The following is an 18,503-nucleotide window of genomic DNA, read 5'->3' on the forward strand; positions in this document are numbered from 1 at the left end:
TGCGACGACCGGGAAGGGGCTCAGACCTGGTCGGCTCGGTGCCGACGCGGCGACCCGTCCACGGGGCGACCATGGTTCACGACGGTTCGGACGTTACGCCGATCTGTGCCGGTTGTGAACCCCCACGGTCCTCGACGAGGACGAGGCCGACCACAGCCAGGTCGTCGTCGCGACGGCGACCGGCGAGGAGGCCTTCGACCGTGTGGGAGAGCACTTCGTCCGCAGGCGATGCAGGGCCAGATGCCAACACCGCACAGACGCGTTCGAGGCCGACGTCGATGATCTCGCCGCGCCGCTCCACGAGACCGTCGGTGAACAGGACCATCACGTCGCCCCGTTCGAGACCGACCCCGGAGGTCTCGTAGGACACCGACCGACGGACACCGAGGGGCAGCCCCACGACCTGGTCGAGGGTCGCGGCGCGGTCGCCCCGACGCAGCAGCGGCGGGTAGTGGCCGGCGGAGGCCCATCGGGCCGAGCGCTGGTCCTCGGAGATGACCATGTAGCTGCACGTCACGAAGGGTCGGTCGTCGCCCTCGGCGGCGATGGCCCCGTTGGCCCGACGCAGCACCTCGTCCGGCTCGAGCCCCTCGAGGGCGAGGGCTCGCACCACGTTGCGCACCTGCACCATGGTGCGGGCGGCCTCGTCTCCGTGTCCGGCGACATCGGCCACGACCACGCCCACGTCTCCACAGGAGGGCAGCGAGAAGACGTCGTACCAATCGCCCCCGACGGGCATCTCGGCCCGCGCCGGCTCGTAGCGCACGGCGATGTCGAGCCCGTCCACCCGGGGGAGCTCGTCGGGCAGGCAGGCCGCTTGGAGGAGCTCCACGGCCATGCGGGTCCTCTCCTGCTCCGATCGGGCCTGGCGCAGCTCGCGCTCGGCCAGCACGGCCGACGTCTCGTCGCGGGCCGCCGCCAGGTACCCGTCCTCGAACGGGACGACCTGCAACGTCCACCACCCGTCGATCGGCCGTCCCTCCGCCGTGGTGCCCTCGTAGCGCTGCCGCTCGAGCACCAGGGGCTCCTGGCGATCGACCACGGCCCGGAACGCGTCGAACAAGCCGAGCTCCACCCAGCCGGGATAGAGCTCCAGGACCCGCTGTCCGATCAACTCGGGCGCAGAGCGGCCGGCACCGTCGGCGGTGCCGGCGTTCATGTACTCGACGGTGAAGTCCACGATGTCGCCGGCCTCGTCGCGGATCGGACGGCAGATGGTGACCTGGTCGAGGAGGGCATCGAGGGCTCGCCGGAACTGGTCCCGGTGGAGCCGCTCGCGCAGGCGCATGTTCTCGATCGCCGCACCCACGCGCTCGCCGACCACCTGGGCGAGCGCCACGTCGTCGTGGGTGAAGGGACGGCTCCCGGCGACGTTCACGAAGAGGATGGCGCCCAGCACCCCGTGGCCGGCCTCGACGGGGACGGTGATCGCGCTGTGCAGCCGGAGCTCGCGGGCCACCTCTTTGGCCCCCTCCGGGGCATCGAGCCCATCGATGAACGACTCGTCCAACTCGGCGATGAACTCCGTCCCTCCCCCTCTGAGCACGGCCGCGACTCCACCGGTCGCATCGGGGTCGTAGGGGTAGCGGACCTGGAGCTCCTGAGCGAGCGCCACCATCTCCGGGTCGACGTGGGCGACCTCGACGACCGGCGGCTCGTCGTCCTCCTCGGGCATCACGGTGACCGAGCACCAGTCACCCAGGCGACGGACGGCCGAGAACGCCACGTTGGTCATGAGGGACCGCTCGTCGGTCGCGCTGTCGATCGCGTCGTTGAGGTGCACGAGGAACTCGAGTCGCTCGGCATTGAGGCGCTCGGCCGCGGCGGCGCCCTCGAGGGCGTCGAGCGCCCGGCGCAGCTCCTCGGTGGCGAGGACCCGCTCGGTGACGTCGGCCGCGCAGCCGATGGTGCCCGTGACCGTGCCGGCGTCATCGACGGTGACGGCGCCGCGACCCTCCAGCCAGCGCACGGTCCCGTCCGGCCACACCGCTCGGTGGTTCACGACGTAGGAGCCACGCGAGGCGATGGCCTGGTCGACGGCGGCGAGCGACTGCGCCCGGTCGTCGGGGTGGAGACGCTCGACCCAGCCCTCGAAGGTGCCGTCGAACGCCCCGTGGTCGAGACCGAAGAGCTCCTCGAGACGGGGGCTCCACTGGGTGCGGCCCGTCGCCCGGTCCCACCGCCAGGTGCCGAGCCCGCCGGCATCGAGCGCCAGCCGGAGCCGGTCGGCGAGCTCGCCCAGACGCCGGGCGACGCCCTGGCGTTCGCGCAGGTCCTCGAACGCCCAGATCCACCAGCCCTCCTCGGAACCCTCCTTCGGCAGCGGCCGCTCGTAGAGGAGGACCTTGACCGACGATCCGTCACGGTGGGCGAGGGTGGCGACCCCCTGCCACGGGAGGCCGGCGATGGCCGAGCGCAGGACCTCCTCGGCCATGTCCCGGTCGGCGAAGGGCACCACCACGTCGGTGCAGAACCGGCCGACCACGTCGTCCTCGGACCACCCGAGCAACTCGCGGGCCGAGCGGTTCCACAACCTCAGGATCCCTGCGGCATCGGTGACCGCCACCCCTCGTGGCAGCGCGTCGATGGCCGCTCTGAGAGGGAGCAGCTCGTGGCCAGCCATCGACGGGGACATTACGCCCGAGGCCCCCAGGCTGCCCACCGATCGCCGCCGCCCGAGCACGCTCGGTAGCCGTGCGCCCGGTTGGGCGGGCTCCTGGTCACGGGCGGGCGCGGCGACATGGTGCGCGGCGCCGACCCCAGGGGCTCGATCCTGCTCGCCCGCGACAGCCGCCTCCACTGACCACGACGAGCCTCGACGAGGTCGAGACGACGTGCCCGGGGCGGGGTTCGAACCCGCACGCCCCGTGAGGGGCTGGGGGGTTTAAGCCCCCTGCGTCTGCCAGTTCCGCCACCCGGGCCGGTGGCCTCACGGTAGCCAGGGCCCCACCCGCGAGCGCAGGCAGTCAGGCCACCCGACGACCGGGCACCACCCGGAGCGGGGGCCGCCCCGGGCGACGCTGGTCGGGCGCCGGGAGGGGGCGGCGGGCGGCGAAGCGTCGGGGAGGAGCCTCCCGCCCGTCCGAGGCGGCCACCTCTTCGGCGTGACGACGGGAACGGGCCACGCTGTCACGGGTGCGCTGCGCCTCGACCTCCACCGCCGCCCACAGCGCGGTGCGCGCCCGGTCGGCATCGGGACCGACGAGGCGATTGGCGGCCACCACACCTTCGATCATGTCCGCCACCACCGCCGACCACGGACGTTCACGTAGCCGTACCGACACGGTGGCGCCCCCGGAGCGATGACGTCGAAGCGAACGATCGGCCCCCTCGAGTCGGGGTGGGCTGCGGAACGAGGGCACGTCGAGACCCCGGCGGCGGGCGACCTGGCCCAGCACTCGGGCAGCGGCGGCGAACCGCACGGACGTGGCTTGCATGCCTCCCATCCTCCCCACCGCCTGTGACACTCCCCCGGTGGCCCACCCCGGGGTCGGCCGAGCGGCCGGCTCCCGGCGGGGCTCATCACCCGGGATGTCGTCGACCCTCCGTACCATCCTCGGGTGACCTCCCTCGAGCCTCCGCCCCTCAACCCGGCCCAGCGCGACCTGCTCGACCTGCTCGGCGCCCCCGCCGAGGCCCGCCCGGTGTTCGACGCCGGCCTGCGCCACGAGCTGCGCGCCGAGCTCGAGGAGGGCCTGGCACCGGTGGCCGAGGAGCTGGGCCCGGACGACTCGCTGTGGGTGGCCAAGCACACGCTGACCAGCGTGCACGGGTGCGAGGGCCGTCACCTGGCCGAGAAGGCGGGCGACTTCGCCTGGAGCCCGGCGCTGGCTCGCGGTGCGGTGGTCCACAAGGCGGTGGAGCTCTCGGTGCACTGGCGGGGCGAGCTGATCCCGCTCGACCTGGTCGACGAGGCCATGGCCCGGTTGGCCAACGACGACAAGTCGATCTCCGATTGGCTGCGCACCTGCACCGAGAGCGATCGGGCCGAGCTGCGATCGGTCGCCGGCGAGCGGGTGACCTCCTTCCTCGAGTGCTTCCCCCCGTTGTCGTCGCGCTGGGTCCCCGTCACCGAGGGCCGCCTCCGCGCCGACCTGCTCGGCGGCAAGGTGGTGCTGCAGGGTCGCACCGACCTCACGCTCGGCCGGGCCGACGGCACCCGGGCCGGCAAGGTCGTGGTCGACCTGAAGACCGGCGGCTTCTCCCCCGCGCACACCGACGACCTGCGCTTCTACGCCCTCGTCGACACCCTGCGCATCGGCACGCCGCCCCGTCTCATCGCCTCGTACTATCTCGACCAGGCCCGGGCCCAGCCCGAAGCCGTCACCGAGCACGTGCTGCGCGCCGCCGTGGCCCGCACCATCGACGGGGTCCGCAAGCTCCACGAGCTCGAGGGGGGTCGCGCCCCGGAGCTGCGGCCGGGCCCGCCGTGTCGCTGGTGCCCCGTGCTGGCCTCCTGCGCCACCGGTCGGGAACACCTGGGCGACGACGCCGATGACGAGCGCTGGGACGACGCAGACGACGAGATCTGACCGCAGCCGGGCCCAGGCCTCACGGGACCCGGGTGCTCGAGCGAGGGACCGCTCAGCGCCCTTCGACGGCGGCCTCGACGGCCTCGCTCTCGGCCACATCGAGCTGCAGCTCCCCCTCGTGGACCCGGTCGTGGTCGGGGACGTCGTCCATGTGGACGAAGAGGTCCGTGGCGAAGCGCAGGACGAAGAAGACGCCGAGGAACAACACGCCCGCCCCGGCCACCGTCCACTGCGGTCCGATGACGTCGATCAGGGCGCCCTGGACCAGCGAGCCGATGGGCATGGCCAGGGTGAGCGACATCACGTAGAGGGCGAGCACCCGGCCTCGCATGAGCTCGGTGACCTGCATCTGGATGGTGGTGTTGAGCGTCGAGGAGATGCCCAGGTATCCCGCCCCCGACACCAGCAGGGCCGCGGCACCCACCGCGTAGACGGGGGCCGCACCGACCGCCACGAGGGCGGCGCCGTAGCCGACCATGGCCAGCGACACCATGGACCCGCGGCGCTGGCGGGACCCCCAGCCCGCCCACACCGGAGCGGAGAGGATGGATCCGATGCCGATGCACGCCGCCAGCACGCCGTAGGCGCCGTCGCCGACGTCGTACACCTCCTGGGCGAACACCACGACCAGGTTGAACAGCGGCCCGCCGAGGAGCCCCAGGGCGAAGACGACGGCCAGCGACGCCACGATGCCCCGCTGGGTGCGCACGTAGCGCATGGCGGTCCACATCTCGGCCAGGACCCGTGGTCGACCCTGGGACGGGGGACGTTCGATGCGGGGCACCTTCACGAGGACGAGACCGCCCACGATGGCGAAGAACGACACCGCGTTGACGAAGAAGGCCCACGAGGGCCCGGCGGTGGCGATGACCAGGCCGCCGAGCGCGGGCCCGAACGCTCGGGCCGCGTTGAACTGGGCGGAGTTCAAGGTGACCGCGTTGAGCAGGAGGCGACGCGGCACCAGCGACGGGACGAACGCCTGCCACGACGCCACCGTGATGCCCGCCACGCACGACACGGCGGTGACCAGGACGATCAGGACCCCCACGGACCGCACCCCCGCGGCCCAGGTGAGCCACAGTCCGGCGGTCAGCAGGCCCTGCAGGCCGGCGCCGATGGCCAAGACCCTGCGCCGGTCGAAGCGGTCGGCCACCGAGCCCGCCATGGGGCCCAGCAAGACCATCGGGAGCAGCATCATGAAGGCGGTGAACCCCAGCCAGGCCCCGCTGCCGGTGAGCTGGAAGACCACGAAGGGCACGGCCACGTTCTGGAGCCACTGGCCGGTCTGGGACACCAGCGACGCCGTCCACATCACCGCGAAGTTCCGCTCTCGGAAGGAGGCGAACGCCGAGATCCGCTCGGCCGTCGATGCGTCGTCGGGCGACGCGGCTGGTGTCGCCCGAGCCGGAGCGGGGGCGGGCTCCGGGGCGTGGTCCATGGCGATCGACCTTACCGGCGCGCTCGTCGAACCATCGAAGCCACCGGACGCCCTCGCGCCGCCTCACGAGGGGCGCCCGGACGTCAGTCCAGCCACTCCCGGCCGAGCTCGAGCCGCCGCTCGTCCCACTCCTCGGCGGTGATGGCGTAGCGCACGTGGTCCTCCCACTCGCCGTTGATCTCGAGGTAGCGCACGGCGACGCCCTCCTCGCGTATGGCGAGCTTCTCCACCACGCGCCGACTGGCGGCGTTGCGGGGGATGATGGCGATCTGGATGCGATGGAGGCGCAGCTCCTCGAAGGCGAAGCGGGCCACCACCACCAGCGCCTCGGGGGTGTAGCCCTGGCCCGCGTGGGCCTCGTCGATCCAGTAGCCCACGTACGCGCTCTGGAACGGTCCCCGCTGGATGGACGACAGGTTGATCTCCCCGGCGAACGACCCGTCGACGAAGACCCCGAAGCCGTACCCCGCGCCGAGCTGGCGCTCGCGTTGGCGCGCCGAGCAGCGCACCGCGAACGCGTCGCGATCCTCGACGACGTCGGGCTGCCCCGGAACCCGGGTGGGCTCCCAACGGGTGAGCCACTCCTCGTTGCGGCGACGGACCTCGCGCCACGAGGGGAAGTCCGAGACCACGAGGGGGCGCAGGAGCACTCGCCGGCCGAACAGGGTGGTCACGGGCGGCGATCCTACCCATGAGGGGTGATGGTCGAGCCGCCCCCGGTCGCCGCCGGGACGGCGTTCGGTCCGCGGTTCCGACGGGGGCAGGCCCGCGCCGGGCGTGGCCGAGCTCACCCGGCGATCGACATGGCCAGACCGTCGAGGATGTCGGCCTCGGAGACCAGTACCTCGCCGATGGCGAAGCGCCGCATGACCGTGACCAGCACGCACAGGCCACCGACGATGACGTCGGCCCGCTGGGCTTCGAGGCCCGGGTTGTGCACGCGGTCGGCCAGCGCCTCGGTGGCGAGCGTGCGAAAGACGTCCTCGGCTGCGTCCTTGGTGAGACGGAAGTGATGGATCCGGTCGCGGTCGTAGGCGGCCAGGCCCATCTCGACCGCCGCCGCGGTGGACACGGTTCCGGCCAACCCCACGAAGGTGCGCGTGTCGGAGAAGTCGGGCAGCTCGCGCAGCACGTCGTCGAGGTGGATGTCGATCACCGAGATGGCCTGGCTGAGCTCGGTGGCCGTGGGGGGATCGTGGTGCAACCACGCCTCGGTCATGCGCACGCAGCCCATGTCGGTGGAGATCGCCCCCTCCGCCTGCCGGTGCCCGTAGACGAACTCGGTGGATCCTCCGCCGATGTCGAACACGAGGAACGGCCCTTGGGCGGGGTCGAGGTCGGCGGTGGCCCCGAGGAAGGAGAGCCGGCCCTCCTCGTCGCCGGTCAACAGCTCGGGTCGGGCGCCGACGATCTCGCCGGCCGCAGCGAAGAAGTCCTCGCGGTTGGCGGCGTCGCGCGCCGCCGACGTGGCGGCCATCCGGACCCGTTCGACGCCGAAGCGGTCCATCACCCCGCGGTACTCGCGCAACACGTCGAGGGTGCGCTCGACAGCCGCCGGGTCGAGGCGTCCGGTGGCACCGACGCCCTGACCGAGGCGGGTGATGCGCATGAGCCGCTCGAGGGTGGTGGTGCCGTCCTGGCTGACGAGGAGGCGGACCGAGTTGGTGCCGCAGTCGATGGCGGCGACCGGGGCGCTCATGAGGTGATCCTCCCGGGGGCATCGGCGGGCATGAGGTCGGTGTCGAGGAGTTGCTCGTGCACCCACGCTCCCACCGGGTCGGCACCGCCGGCCAACCAGTGGGCGTAGTGGGCGTGGAGGCACTTCACGCCGCGGCGGGTGCCCCCGACCCCGCCGAAGGGCTTCGGGCCCTCGTAGCCCGTCGGGAGGTCGCCGTCGCGCTCCGCGGCGTGGGCGGCGTGGGCTCGGGCGATCGCCTCTGCGTCGAGCTCGGCTTCGGCCCGGCGCACCCCGCCATGGGACTCGAGCGTGCCGATCGCCGCCCGTAGGCCGGAGTGAACCAGCCAGTGGCGGGTGGGCATGGGAGTGCCGTCGTCGAGCAAGGGCGCGTTGCGCAGCACCGCGGGGTCGCCGGACACCGTGCGCACGACGACGTCGAAGTCGCCCCGTGGGATCCGGCCGAGGAGCACGGCGACGCGCTCGCGGTCGGCCGGAGACGCGGTCACCGCCGGCGGCGAAGGAGGCGCCACACCACCACCGCGGCGATGGTGAGGCCGAGCAGCGGGACCAACCGCTTGAGCATCGGCGAGCCGGCGTGCTCGAGCAGGTCGATCGCCTCGGGCTCGGGGGCCTCGACGCGGCGGACTCCGCCGGGACGGCCGGTGGCCCCCTCGGCGTCGGACTCGGCGGCCTCGGCGGCCACCGCCGCTTGCTGGTCGACGATGCCCGCGGCGTCCTCGGACTCGGCGACGGCGGCCTCGCCCGCAGCCGCTTCGACCGCGGCGTCGTCGGCCGCGGCCTCGACCGCCGCCAGGTCGGCTGCGACCCCCGCCTGCTCGCCGGCGCCACCCTCGGTGTCGTCGAGGTCGACGAGGACGGTCGTCTCGAGGTTGTCGACGAACTGCGTGAGCAACTTGGCGCTGACGTCGGCCAGAACACCACGGCCGAACTGGGCGACCTTGCCGGTGACGGTGAGATCGGTGGTCACCTCGACGTGCGTGCCGCCGTCGGCTTCGGTGAGCACCGCCGTGATGGTGGCGTTGGCGTTGCCCGCCCCCCGGGTGTCGCGCCCGGTGGCGTCGAGCACGGCTCGGTGGTTGGCCTCGTCGAGCTCGGCGAAGGTGGCCTTGCCCTTGTACTGGGCGGTGATGGGGCCGACCTTCACCTTCACGATGCCCCGGTACTCGTCGCCCTCGACCTCCTGGAGCTGCGCGCCGGGAAGGCACGGAGCGATCCGCTCGACGTCGGTGAGCACTGCCCAGGCCTGATCGACCGGCACACTCACGTCGAAGGTGTTGATCAGCTCCATCGGTCGAGATCCTCCACTGTGTCGATGTCGAGCGCGTCGCCCGGGCACGCTACCTCGCCGACGAGTTCGGGCCTCCCACGCATGAGCGTCCGCGCGCCCTCGTCGCCGGTCTGGGCCAGCAGGGGCCACACCTCGCGGTCGAGGCGGACGGGGTTGCCGCGCTGACCGCCGTAGGTGGCGGCGGCGATGGGTCGTCCCACGTCCTCGGTGGCCACGAGCCGCCAGGCGTCGGCGCCGACGAAGGGCTGGTCGGCCAGGCCCACGACGAGGGCGTCGAATCCCCCGACGGTGGCGGCGTGGACGGCCACCGCCAGCGACGTCGCCTGCCCCTCGGCCCACCTCGGGTTGTCGAGCACGACCACCCCGCCGGGAAGCGCCCCGGTGAGGTCCGCCGCGCCGGTCACGACGAACACCGCCGCGAACACCTCGGCGCCGACGGCCGCCTCCACCGCGTGGGTCACCAGGGCCCGACCGCGCAGCGTCGCCAACTGCTTGGGTCCGCCCTCGAACCGGCTGGAGCCGCCGGCGGCGAGCACGGCGGCCGCCACCAGCGGCGCGTCGACGTCGGCCATCGACCCAGTCAACCAGCGTGGTGGCCGGGGCGGGGTCGATAGGGTGCGGCCCATGGCCCCCCTCACCCCGCCCAACATCATCGCGTCGGTGATCCTCGCCGAGTCGGCCCAGGTGGCCGAGGGCAAGCTGTTCCTCCTCGGAGGTGGGCTCGCCATCCTCCCCGCCCAGCCCAAGCCCATCTCGCTGGCTCTGCTGTTGCAGGTGCCGTGGGATCGGGCCGAGGAGCGCCTCGACTGGGTGTGCGAGCTCCTCGACGAAGACGGCGTGCCCGTCCTCGTGGGCGAGCGTCCGGTGATGGTCAACGGCCAGTTCCAGGCCGGTCGGCCGGCCCAGTGGCCCGAGGGGGCACCGCTCAGCGTGCCCATCGCGATCAACTTCTCCGCCCTCCCGCTGCAGGCCGGCCGCCGCTACACCTGGCGCCTGGTCATCGACGGGTCCACCGAGCCCGAGTGGCAGACCAGCTTCTCGGTGGCCAACCCTCCGGAGCGCCCGGCCTGAGCCACGCGTCGGGGAGGCCGCCAGCCGGGCCACCGGTCAACAGGTACTGTGCCGGGGGAATCGCCGCAGAATCGAGGGGGACGATGGAGATCACGGTGACCGTCAACGGCGTGGCCCGCACCGCGGAGGTGGAGCCACGCACGCTGCTCGTGTACTTCGTGCGCGAGCACCTCGGCCTCACCGGCACCAACGTCGGGTGCGACACCTCGTCGTGCGGGGCGTGCACCCTCCACCTCGACGGCGAGTCGGTGAAGTCGTGCACCGTCCTGGCCGTCCAGGCCGACGGGTGCGAGGTCACCACCATCGAGGGGCTGGCCCCGAGCGACACCGAGATGCACCCGATGCAGCAGGCGTTCCAGAACGAGCACGGCCTCCAGTGCGGCTACTGCACCCCGGGCATGGTCATGGCCGCCGTCTCGTTGCTCGAGGAGAACCCCGCCCCCACCGAGCGCGAGGTGCGCCTCGGGCTCGAGGGCAACCTCTGCCGCTGCACCGGCTACCACAACATCGTCAAGGCCGTCCTGGCCTGCGCCGAGCAGCCCGTGGCCGAACCCGCCCGGGCCGGGTCGGGAGGTGCCGCATGATCCCCGCCGCCTTCGACTACCAGCGCGCCGACTCCGCCGACGAGGCCATCTCACTGCTCACCGAGCACGGCGACGAGGCCAAGCTGCTGGCCGGCGGCCACTCGCTGCTGCCGCTCATGAAGCTCCGCCTGGCCGCCCCTTCGGTGCTGGTCGACGTCGGACGCCTCGACGACCTGCGCTACGTGCGCGACGAGGGCGACCACGTGGCCATCGGGGCCCTCACCCGCCATCGCGACCTCGAGACCGACGCCCTCCTGGCCACCGAGGTGCCGCTGCTGGCCCACGCCGCCGGCGAGGTGGGTGACCCGCAGGTCCGGCATCGGGGCACCTTCGGGGGCTCTCTCGCCCACGCCGATCCGGCATCGGACCTCCCGGCCGTGCTGTTGGCTCTCGGGGGCACGCTCGTCGCCCGCGGCCCCGGCGGCGAGCGCACCATCGCCGCCGGCGACTTCTTCGAGGGGTTCCTCGAGTCGGCCCTGGCCCCCGACGAGCTCCTCACCGAGATCCGCGTGCCCAAGTGCCCCGGCGCCGGCTGGTCGTTCCAGAAGTTCAACCGCCGGGCCCAGGACTGGGCCATCGTCGGGGTGGCGGCCGTGGTCGGCGACTCCGTCACCGGCGTCGGGCTGGTCAACATGGGTTCCACCCCGCTCTACGCCGCCGGTGTCGTCGACGCGCTCGGCCAGGGTGCCGACGCCGCCTCCGCCGCCGACCGGGCGACCGAGGGCACCGAGGCCCAAGCCGACAACAACGCGAGCGTCGAGTACCGCGAGCACCTCGCCCGCGTCCTCACCCGCCGCGCCCTCGAAGCCTGCGGCCGATAACACTCAGCTCCGGTCGGCAAGCCGCGACATCTTGCTCCGGTCGGCAAGCCTCCCTCCGCCGCCTTCGGCGAAGCGCGTGGCCTGTCTGAGGCTCCGTCGCTGGCGCTCCTCCGCCTGTTGCGAGTCGGCTGACGGCCTGCGCCAGCAACTCGGGGCCGAGCGGGTTCCGGGGGGTGGCCCGCACCACCGGTTCTGACGCGCGCACGGGAGCGAGTGCGGCTCGGCGGCCGGCGCCGGCGATCGACGAAGGGTTCGTCGACCACTGCCCGAGCTCGACGAAGCTGCCGCTGCGAGCGACCGAGCACGTCAGGTTCTGGTGCGGGACAGGACCCGCCGGGACCCCGAGGACCCGAACAGGCGGTGCGTGGGGTCCGGGGGTGGCCCGCACCGCGGCCCGACGAGCTCGCGAGGGGGGCCCCGTGTCAGTGGATCGGGCCGGTGGTGGTGCGCAGGCTGGAGGAGGGACGACCGGTGCGGGTGGCGATGATCTCGGCCACGATGGCCACCGCCGTCTCCTCGGGGGTGCGGGCCCCGAGGTCGAGGCCGATCGGGGCGTGCAACCGGGCGTCGACCGCCGCCATGTCGGCTCCCTCGGCCTCCAAGCGGTCGAGGCGCTCGGCACACGTGCGGCGGCTGCCCATGGCACCGAGGTAGCCGACGTCGGTGGTGAGGGCGGCGAGGATGGCCGGCACGTCGAACTTGTGGTCGTGGGTCAGCACGCACACCGCGTCGCGCGGGCCGAGCCGCTCCCCCACCCGGTCCAAGAGGCGGTGGGGCCAGTCGACCACGACCTCGTCGGCGTCGGGGAAGCGCCGCTCGGTGGCGAACACCTCGCGGGCGTCGCACACCGTCACCCGGTAGCCGAGGACCTTGGCCACCTTCACCAGGGCGCCGGTGAAGTCGACCGCCCCGAACACGAGCATCTGCGGGGGCGGGGCGAAGCTCTCGACGAACACGGCCACGGCCTGCTCGCGGGCCTCGCCGTGCGGGCCGTAGTGGCGCACGCTGGTGCGACCGGACTCGAGCTCGCCGAGGGCGTCGCGCACGACGACCCGGTCGAGGTCGGGGTCACCCAGGGTGCCCATGGCCTCCACGCCCTCGCCGACGAGGATCTTGGCCCCGGTACCGGGACCCTCGATGACGGTGGCCAGCACCACCGGACGCTGGTCGGCGACGGCATCGCGCCAGGTGTCGTAGAGGGATGCCATCGTCGAGCCGACTACCAGTCCAGCGGTTCGAGGAAGAGGTGGACCGTGCCGCCGCAGGTGAGCCCGACGGCGAAGGCCTCGTCGTCGCTGTAGCCGAAGGTGACCAGCCGGGCCTCGCCGCTGTCGTGCACCTCGAGGGCCTCGGACACGACGGCGCCTTCGACGCAGCCGCCCGACACCGAGCCGGCCACCTCGCCGTCGTCGGCCACGGCCATGGCCGCCCCGGGCAGCCGAGGACCGGAGCCCTCGATGTCGACCACGCGGGCCACCACGATGCGGCGACCGTCGGCTCGCCACCGTTCGATGTCGGGGATGAGTTCCTTCACCGGCACTGCTCGCGGTCTGGTCGGGGGGTCACCGGGCGATCACCCGGGCCAGCTCCTCGAGGGCATCCACGGAGTGGCCCTCGACGAAGTCGTCGACGAACGGTAGCGCCGCGGCCATGCCCTGCGCGAGGGGGGCGTACTCAGGTGAGGCCTTCAGGGGGTTCACCCACACCACCCGGTGCGCCACCCGGGACAGGCGAGCCATCTGCTCGGCCAGCTCGGCGGGGTCACCCCGGTCCCAGCCGTCGGAGAGGATCACCACGGTGGCGCCCCGGGCCATGCCCCGCACCCCCCAGGCGTCGTTGAAGGCCTGCAGGCCCTCCCCCAGCCGGGTGCCGCCGGACCAGTCGGGCACGGCCGCCGCGGCCCTGGTCAGCGCCGCGTCGGGGTCGCGGGTGGTGAGCTCCCGGGTGAGGCGGGTGAGTCGGGTGCCGAGGGTGAAGACCTCGACCCGCGTGCGTCCGCTCACGGCCGCGTGGGCGAAGCGCAGCAGGGCCCGGCTGTAGGTCTCCATGGAACCGCTGACGTCGAGCAGCACCACGATGCGCCGGGGTCGGGTGCGGCGTTCCAGCGTGCGGCGTTGCAGCGGCTCTCCCCCGGTGCGCAGGGCGGCGCCCACGGTCCGACGCAGGTCCGGGTGCCCCCGAGGGCGGCGGCTCGGGCGCAGCCGGCGGGACCGTCGGGCGGCGCCCAGCAGCCTCAGGTCGGCCATCAACCGCCGGGCCTCGGCCAGCTCGGCCTCGTCGTAGTCGGCGAAGTCCTTGGCCCGCAACACCTCGTGGGCGCTGAAGCGCAGGGCCTGCACCGCCCCGGCGTCGTCCGCCGCTGGTGGCGGGGTCCCGTCACCGCCGTCGTCCTCGTCGTCGGTGACCAACGTCGTCGGGACGACCGGCTCGTCGCGGTCCGGCCCGGCCTCGCCGCCCAGCCACCACCGGGCGAACACGGCGTCATGGGTGGCCGTCTGCTCGGGGCCGGTGAGCAGGGTGGCCCGGCCCGCCCAGTACAGCTCGTCGAGGCTGCCCCCGAGCTCGGCCAGGGCCCGCAGGTACGACACGGCGGCCGTGACCGGCACCGCCACACCGGCGCCGCGCAGGGCGGCCACGAAGCCGAGGGCGGTCTCCTCGGCGGTGGCCGGTGCCGGCGCAGAGGTCATGCCCGGGCCAGGGCGGCGGTGACCAGCTCCTCGAGGCCGTGGCGACGGGTGCGCTCCGCGTCCTCGCGGTACTTGAGCACGGCCCCGAGGGTGACCGACACGGTGCCGGCGTCGAGGTCGTGGTGTCCGAGGAGGGCGAGGGCCTGCGCCCAGTCGATCGTCTCGGCCACACCGGGCGGCTTGTACAGGCCGAGCTCCCGCAACGCTTCGGTGGCCGCCGCCACCTGGCGGGCCAGGGCCTCGGGCACCTCGGGGGCCCGGGAGCGCACGATGGCCACCTCGCGCTCGAAGTCGGGGTGCTCCACCCAGTGGTAGAGGCACCGGCGCTTGAGGGCGTCGTGGACGTCGCGGGTGCGGTTGGAGGTGATGACCACCACGGGCGGCACCTCGGCGGTGAACGTGCCCAACTCGGGGACGGTCACCGAGAAGTCGGCCAGCACCTCGAGCAGGAAGGCCTCGAACTCGTCGTCGGCCCGGTCGACCTCGTCGACGAGCAGCACCGGGGCGGGACCGTCGGCCGCCGCGGTGATGGCCTGCAGCAGGGGGCGGGCGACGAGGAAGCGCTCGCTGTAGAGCTCGTGCTCGAGTTGGTCGGCGTCGACGTCGCTGCGAGCGGTCTCGGCCGCCCGCAGGTGCAGCAGCTGACGGGAGTAGTCCCACTCGTAGAGGGCCTGGGAGGCGTCGATGCCCTCGTAGCACTGCAGGCGCAGGAGGGGGCCGCCGGTCCAGGCGCTGAGCACCTTGGCCACCTCGGTCTTGCCGACGCCGGCCTCGCCCTCGAGCAGGAGCGGTCGGTGCAGGCGCAGCGCCAGGAAGACGGCGGTGGCCAACCCCTCGTCGGGCAGGTAGCCGTGGGCCTCGAGCGCGGCGGCGACCTCGTCGACGGAGGTCGGGGCGGGCAGCGGGGCAGGGGTCACGGGGGTCACCGTAGGAGTCGCGGGCGAGCGGGGTTCAGCTCAGGACGAGCCAGTAGAAGCCGCCACCGCCGACCACGACCACCAGGGCCACGGCCACGAGGGTCCACTTGGCCGAGCTCTGCCACCTGGTCTCGGGCGCCGCCGGGTCGCGGCGGCGCTTGTCGAGGTGCTCGGGGCGCAGCGGCTCGGTCATGCGCCGCCGTCCCGGATGGCTCGCCACACCCGCTCGGCGTCGAGGGGCATGTCGAGGTGCTCGACCCCGTAGGGCGACAAGGCGTCGATCACCGCGCTCTGCACGGCGGGCGTCGAGCCGATGGTGCCGGACTCGCCGATGCCCTTGGCCCCCAGCGGGTTGACCGGAGTGGGGGTCTCCATGGGCACGAGCTCGAAGCTGGGCAGCTCGGCGGCCGACACGAACGCGTAGTCGGCCAGGTTGGCGGTCTGGGGGTTGCCGTCGTCGTCGTAGAGGACGGCTTCGTAGAGCGCCTGGGCCACGCCCTGGGCGATGCCCCCGTGGCGCTGGCCCTCGACGATCAGCGGGTTGAGCATGCGGCCGGCGTCGTCGCAGGCCACGATGCGATCGAGGGTGACCTCGCCGGTCTCGGTGTCGACCTCGACGACGGCGAGGTGCGCACCGAACGGGAACGTCGCCTTGTCCGCGGTGTGGGTGAGGGCTGCTTCGAGCGGTTGGCCGGTGGGGCCCTCACCCATGGGCGCGGTGAGGTCGCCCGCCGCGCCCACGTCGGCCCACGACCGGGTGACGCTCGGCGTACCGGCCACGTGGAAGACGCCGCGGTCGACGTCGAGGACCACGTCGGCGACGGCCGCCTCGAGCAGGTCGGCGGCGACCTCGCGCGCCTTGTCGACGACGATCTCGGTGGCCTTCCAGACGGCGGTGCCGCCCAGCTGCAACGAGCGCGACCCGAACGTGCCGGTGCCCTCGGCCACCCGGTCGGTGTCGCCGGCCACCACCTCGATGCGATCCATGTCGACGCCGGTGGCGTCGTGGACGAGCATGGCCCACGACGTGGAGTGGCCCTGGCCGTGAGCCGAGGTCCCGGTGTGCACCACGACGGAACCGTCGGGGCGCACGTGCACCTTGGCGTACTCGCCCTGGGTGCCGGCAGGACCGGCGGTGATCTCGACGTAGATGCTCACCCCGATGCCCATCTGCACGCGGTCGCCGCGCTCCCGGCGGCCCTTCTGCTCGGCTCGGAGGCCGGCGTAGTCGGCGGCGTCGAGGATGCGGTCGAGCGCCCCGGCGTAGTCGCCGACGTCGTACTCGGCGCCGGTGGGGGTGGTGAACGGGAAGGCGTCCGCGGCGATGAGGTTGCGGCGGCGCACGTCGGCGGGATCCATGCCGATCTCGGCGGCGAAGAGGTCGATGGCGCGCTCGACGGCCGCGGTGGCCTCGGGGCGACCGGCGCCGCGGTAGGCCTCGACCGGCGTGGTGTTGGTGACCACGCTCTTGACGTTGCACTCGACCTTGGCGATGTCGTAGACGCCCGGGGCCATGGTGCGGGTCATGAAGGGCAGGAAGGCGCCCATGCCCGGGTAGGCCCCGGCGTCCTGCACGACGCTCAGGCGATAGGCCTCGACGGTGCCGTCACGCCGCCCGCCGATCTCGATGCTGTGGTGCTGGCCCCGGCCATGGGGCATCGACACCATCGACTCGCTGCGGGTCTCGGCCCAGCGGATGGGGCGGCCGAGCCGGCGCGAGATCCAGGGCAGCAGGGCCTCATCGGCCTGCAGGTTGATCTTGGCCCCGAAGCCGCCACCGACGGCGGGCGCGATGACGTGGACCTGCTCGGGCTCGAGGCCGTACATGCCGGCCAGCTTGTTGCGGGCCCCGTGGGGAGCCTGGGTGGAGACGTACGCCACCAGCCGCCCGTCGTGCCAGGTGGTGGCCACCGCACGGGGCTCGAGCGGGCACACCGCCACGCGCTGGTTGACCAGGTCACGGCGGACGACGACCTCGCAGCCGTCGAAGAGGTCGTCGGTCGTGCCGAAGTCGACGCCCAGCGCGGTGTTGGTGCCGTGCTCGGGGAACAGCAGCAGCTCGTCGGTGGCGGCGGCGAGGGGATCGACGAGGGTCTCGAGGGGATCGACGTCGACGATGACCAGCTCGGCGGCGTCCTCGGCGGCCTCCTTGGTCTCGGCGATGACCACGGCCACGGCCTCCCCGACGAAGCGGACGACGTCGGTGGCCAGCCAGGGCCGGGCCAGCCCGTCGGGGATCATGCCGGGGATGGGCACGGGGAAGGGGGCGAGGTCGCCGGCCGCCGCGATGTCGGCGGCGGTGTAGACGGCCACCACGCCCGGCGCCTCCCGGGCCTCGGAGGCATCGACCTCGACGAGCCGAGCATGGGCGATCGTGGAGCGCACGAACTGGGCGTGCAGGGCCCCCTCGAGGAGCGGCTCGTCGAGGTCGGCCGTGTAGACGCCGCCCGTGGTCAGGAAGACCGGGTCCTCCCGCCTCGCCACCCGCGTTCCCATCACGCTCATCGTTCTGCTCCCCCTGGGCCGTCCGCGACGTACGTCAGGCACGCTACCGCTTGCCCGTCGGGGCGGGTGTCGCCGCACCCCTCTTCGGCGTCGGGGGTCAGGGAGCGACGCGGGTGAAGGGCCAGGCCTCGGGGATCTCGATGGGGTCCTCGGGTGGCGGCAGCACGTGGTACACCTCTTCGCCCAGCTCGGCCAGGCCGTACTCCTCGCGAGCGATGCGCTCGACCTCGTCGTCGGTGAGCAGCGCCTCCACCCGGTCGCGGCGCTCGGCGTTGGCCGCCTCGAGCTCGGCCAGCTCGGTCTGGGCGCTGCTCAGCGCGGCACGCTGGTCGAGCCACGTGCGGGTGGGGAACACGCCGAGGAGCATGACCCCCACGGTCAGCCCCACGAGCACCAGCGGCAGGACGAGGCGTCCGGCCACCCTGCCCACCCGGCTCGGCCGGCGCGTGGCGCGGGCTCGGGTGCGCCCACGTCGGGCGACCCGGGGCTCGTCCGCCGACGTCGCTCGATCGGGATCGGGGACGGGCGCGATCGGCCGGACCCGCTTGGGTTCGCCGGCCGGCGCCTTCGCGGTTCGTGCCGAGCGGCCGGGCCCGGGTGCCTTCGCCTTCGTGCCCCTGCCGGGAGCCTTCCCCGGGGTGGCCCCGGTTCCGGCCTCGGACGCCCGGGACTGCCGGACCGGCCGCTTGGACGCCGCCTTCGGGGCCTCGGCCGTCGTCACGCTCGCCGATGACCGAACCGGCCTCGCCGATCGGCCTCGCTCGCCGGCGTCGGAACGCCGGGACCGCCTTCCCTTGCTGGACTTCGGGGGCTTGCCGGACTCGGGGGGCTGGCTGGCCGCGGCGGGCTCGCCGGCTGCGGCGGGGCGGCCGGCATCCGGCGGCCTCGACACCGAACGGCCCGTGGGCTCGGCCGGGCGTCGGGCCGGACGACCGGAACGGGGCGGGGCGGAGCGGGGCTG

General features: G+C 73.5%; 19 protein-coding genes and 1 tRNA gene. 4 read left to right on the forward strand and 16 right to left on the reverse strand.

Features of this window, described 5'->3' with window-relative positions:
- Nucleotides 1-76: 76 nt before the first annotated feature.
- From LUW87_RS06345 to LUW87_RS06355, 3 genes are all read right to left on the reverse strand, one after another.
- Entirely contained in the window at nt 77-2,623 is a 2,547-nt protein-coding gene (locus LUW87_RS06345; RefSeq protein ID WP_232670261.1) for a GAF domain-containing SpoIIE family protein phosphatase, read from the reverse strand.
- A gap of 212 nt (nt 2,624-2,835) precedes the next feature.
- Nucleotides 2,836-2,921: transfer RNA gene (locus LUW87_RS06350), tRNA-Leu, on the reverse strand.
- Between the two features lie 45 nt (nt 2,922-2,966).
- Nucleotides 2,967-3,437, reverse strand: coding sequence for a hypothetical protein (locus LUW87_RS06355; RefSeq protein ID WP_232670262.1), 471 nt, complete (start codon nt 3,435-3,437; stop codon nt 2,967-2,969).
- A 123-nt stretch (nt 3,438-3,560) separates the two neighbouring features.
- Between LUW87_RS06355 and LUW87_RS06360 the strand changes: the two genes are divergently transcribed.
- Nucleotides 3,561-4,532, forward strand: a complete 972-nt coding sequence (locus tag LUW87_RS06360; RefSeq protein WP_232670263.1) for a PD-(D/E)XK nuclease family protein — start codon at nt 3,561-3,563, stop codon at nt 4,530-4,532.
- Between the two features lie 52 nt (nt 4,533-4,584).
- Here LUW87_RS06360 and LUW87_RS06365 read toward each other — a convergent pair whose 3' ends face one another.
- From LUW87_RS06365 to LUW87_RS06390, 6 genes are all read right to left on the reverse strand, one after another.
- The gene (locus tag LUW87_RS06365; protein WP_232670264.1) at nt 4,585-5,970 is read right to left on the reverse strand and encodes an MFS transporter; all 1,386 of its coding nucleotides are present in this window, start codon (nt 5,968-5,970) and stop codon (nt 4,585-4,587) included.
- Between the two features lie 83 nt (nt 5,971-6,053).
- The gene (locus LUW87_RS06370; protein ID WP_232670265.1) at nt 6,054-6,644 is read right to left on the reverse strand and encodes a GNAT family N-acetyltransferase; all 591 of its coding nucleotides are present in this window, start codon (nt 6,642-6,644) and stop codon (nt 6,054-6,056) included.
- A 113-nt stretch (nt 6,645-6,757) separates the two neighbouring features.
- Complete coding sequence (locus LUW87_RS06375) at nt 6,758-7,669, reverse strand: Ppx/GppA phosphatase family protein (RefSeq protein WP_232670267.1); 912 nt, start codon at nt 7,667-7,669, stop codon at nt 6,758-6,760.
- A complete protein-coding gene (locus LUW87_RS06380; RefSeq protein WP_232670269.1) occupies nt 7,666-8,154 on the reverse strand; it encodes a DUF501 domain-containing protein in 489 nt (162 codons plus the stop codon). The genes LUW87_RS06375 and LUW87_RS06380 overlap by 4 nt, the downstream gene beginning before the upstream one ends.
- A complete protein-coding gene (locus LUW87_RS06385) occupies nt 8,151-8,957 on the reverse strand; it encodes an SRPBCC family protein (protein WP_232670271.1) in 807 nt (268 codons plus the stop codon). Before LUW87_RS06385 ends, LUW87_RS06380 begins: the two co-directional genes overlap by 4 nt.
- On the reverse strand, nt 8,948-9,529 hold the full coding sequence (locus LUW87_RS06390; protein WP_232670272.1) for a nucleotidyltransferase family protein: 582 nt from the start codon (nt 9,527-9,529) through the stop codon (nt 8,948-8,950). Before LUW87_RS06390 ends, LUW87_RS06385 begins: the two co-directional genes overlap by 10 nt.
- 52 nt (nt 9,530-9,581) lie before the next feature.
- Here LUW87_RS06390 and LUW87_RS06395 point away from each other — a divergent pair, with 52 nt between their 5' ends.
- From LUW87_RS06395 to LUW87_RS06405, 3 genes are all read left to right on the forward strand, one after another.
- Nucleotides 9,582-10,028, forward strand: coding sequence for a DUF6941 family protein (locus tag LUW87_RS06395; protein ID WP_232670273.1), 447 nt, complete (start codon nt 9,582-9,584; stop codon nt 10,026-10,028).
- Between the two features lie 83 nt (nt 10,029-10,111).
- Nucleotides 10,112-10,612, forward strand: coding sequence for a (2Fe-2S)-binding protein (locus LUW87_RS06400; RefSeq protein WP_232670274.1), 501 nt, complete (start codon nt 10,112-10,114; stop codon nt 10,610-10,612).
- Nucleotides 10,609-11,433, forward strand: a complete 825-nt coding sequence (locus tag LUW87_RS06405) for an FAD binding domain-containing protein (RefSeq protein ID WP_232670275.1) — start codon at nt 10,609-10,611, stop codon at nt 11,431-11,433. The genes LUW87_RS06400 and LUW87_RS06405 overlap by 4 nt, the downstream gene beginning before the upstream one ends.
- A 422-nt stretch (nt 11,434-11,855) precedes the next feature.
- Here LUW87_RS06405 and LUW87_RS06410 read toward each other — a convergent pair whose 3' ends face one another.
- From LUW87_RS06410 to LUW87_RS19115, 7 genes are all read right to left on the reverse strand, one after another.
- A complete protein-coding gene (locus LUW87_RS06410; RefSeq protein WP_232670276.1) occupies nt 11,856-12,641 on the reverse strand; it encodes an XdhC family protein in 786 nt (261 codons plus the stop codon).
- 11 nt (nt 12,642-12,652) lie between these two features.
- The gene (locus tag LUW87_RS06415; protein ID WP_232670277.1) at nt 12,653-12,967 is read right to left on the reverse strand and encodes an XdhC family protein; all 315 of its coding nucleotides are present in this window, start codon (nt 12,965-12,967) and stop codon (nt 12,653-12,655) included.
- Nucleotides 12,968-12,995: 28 nt separating this feature from the next.
- Nucleotides 12,996-14,120, reverse strand: a complete 1,125-nt coding sequence (locus LUW87_RS06420; RefSeq protein ID WP_232670278.1) for a vWA domain-containing protein — start codon at nt 14,118-14,120, stop codon at nt 12,996-12,998.
- Nucleotides 14,117-15,046: an AAA family ATPase gene (locus LUW87_RS06425; protein ID WP_430300523.1), complete on the reverse strand. Its 930-nt coding sequence runs from the start codon at nt 15,044-15,046 to the stop codon at nt 14,117-14,119. Before LUW87_RS06425 ends, LUW87_RS06420 begins: the two co-directional genes overlap by 4 nt.
- 25 nt (nt 15,047-15,071) lie before the next feature.
- Nucleotides 15,072-15,230 carry a hypothetical protein gene (locus tag LUW87_RS06430; RefSeq protein WP_232670281.1) on the reverse strand — a complete coding sequence of 53 codons (159 nt, stop codon included), beginning with the start codon at nt 15,228-15,230 and terminating at the stop codon, nt 15,072-15,074.
- Nucleotides 15,227-17,542, reverse strand: a complete 2,316-nt coding sequence (locus LUW87_RS06435) for a xanthine dehydrogenase family protein molybdopterin-binding subunit (protein WP_232670282.1) — start codon at nt 17,540-17,542, stop codon at nt 15,227-15,229. The genes LUW87_RS06430 and LUW87_RS06435 overlap by 4 nt, the downstream gene beginning before the upstream one ends.
- 97 nt (nt 17,543-17,639) lie before the next feature.
- Nucleotides 17,640-17,963 (reverse strand): FtsB family cell division protein, encoded by a 324-nt coding sequence (locus LUW87_RS19115; RefSeq protein WP_232670283.1) that lies wholly within the window; start codon nt 17,961-17,963, stop codon nt 17,640-17,642.
- Nucleotides 17,964-18,503 lie beyond the last annotated feature (540 nt).

It is taken from the genome of Rhabdothermincola salaria, from assembly GCF_021246445.1.
Classification (GTDB): domain Bacteria; phylum Actinomycetota; class Acidimicrobiia; order Acidimicrobiales; family Acidimicrobilacustridaceae; genus Rhabdothermincola_A; species Rhabdothermincola_A salaria.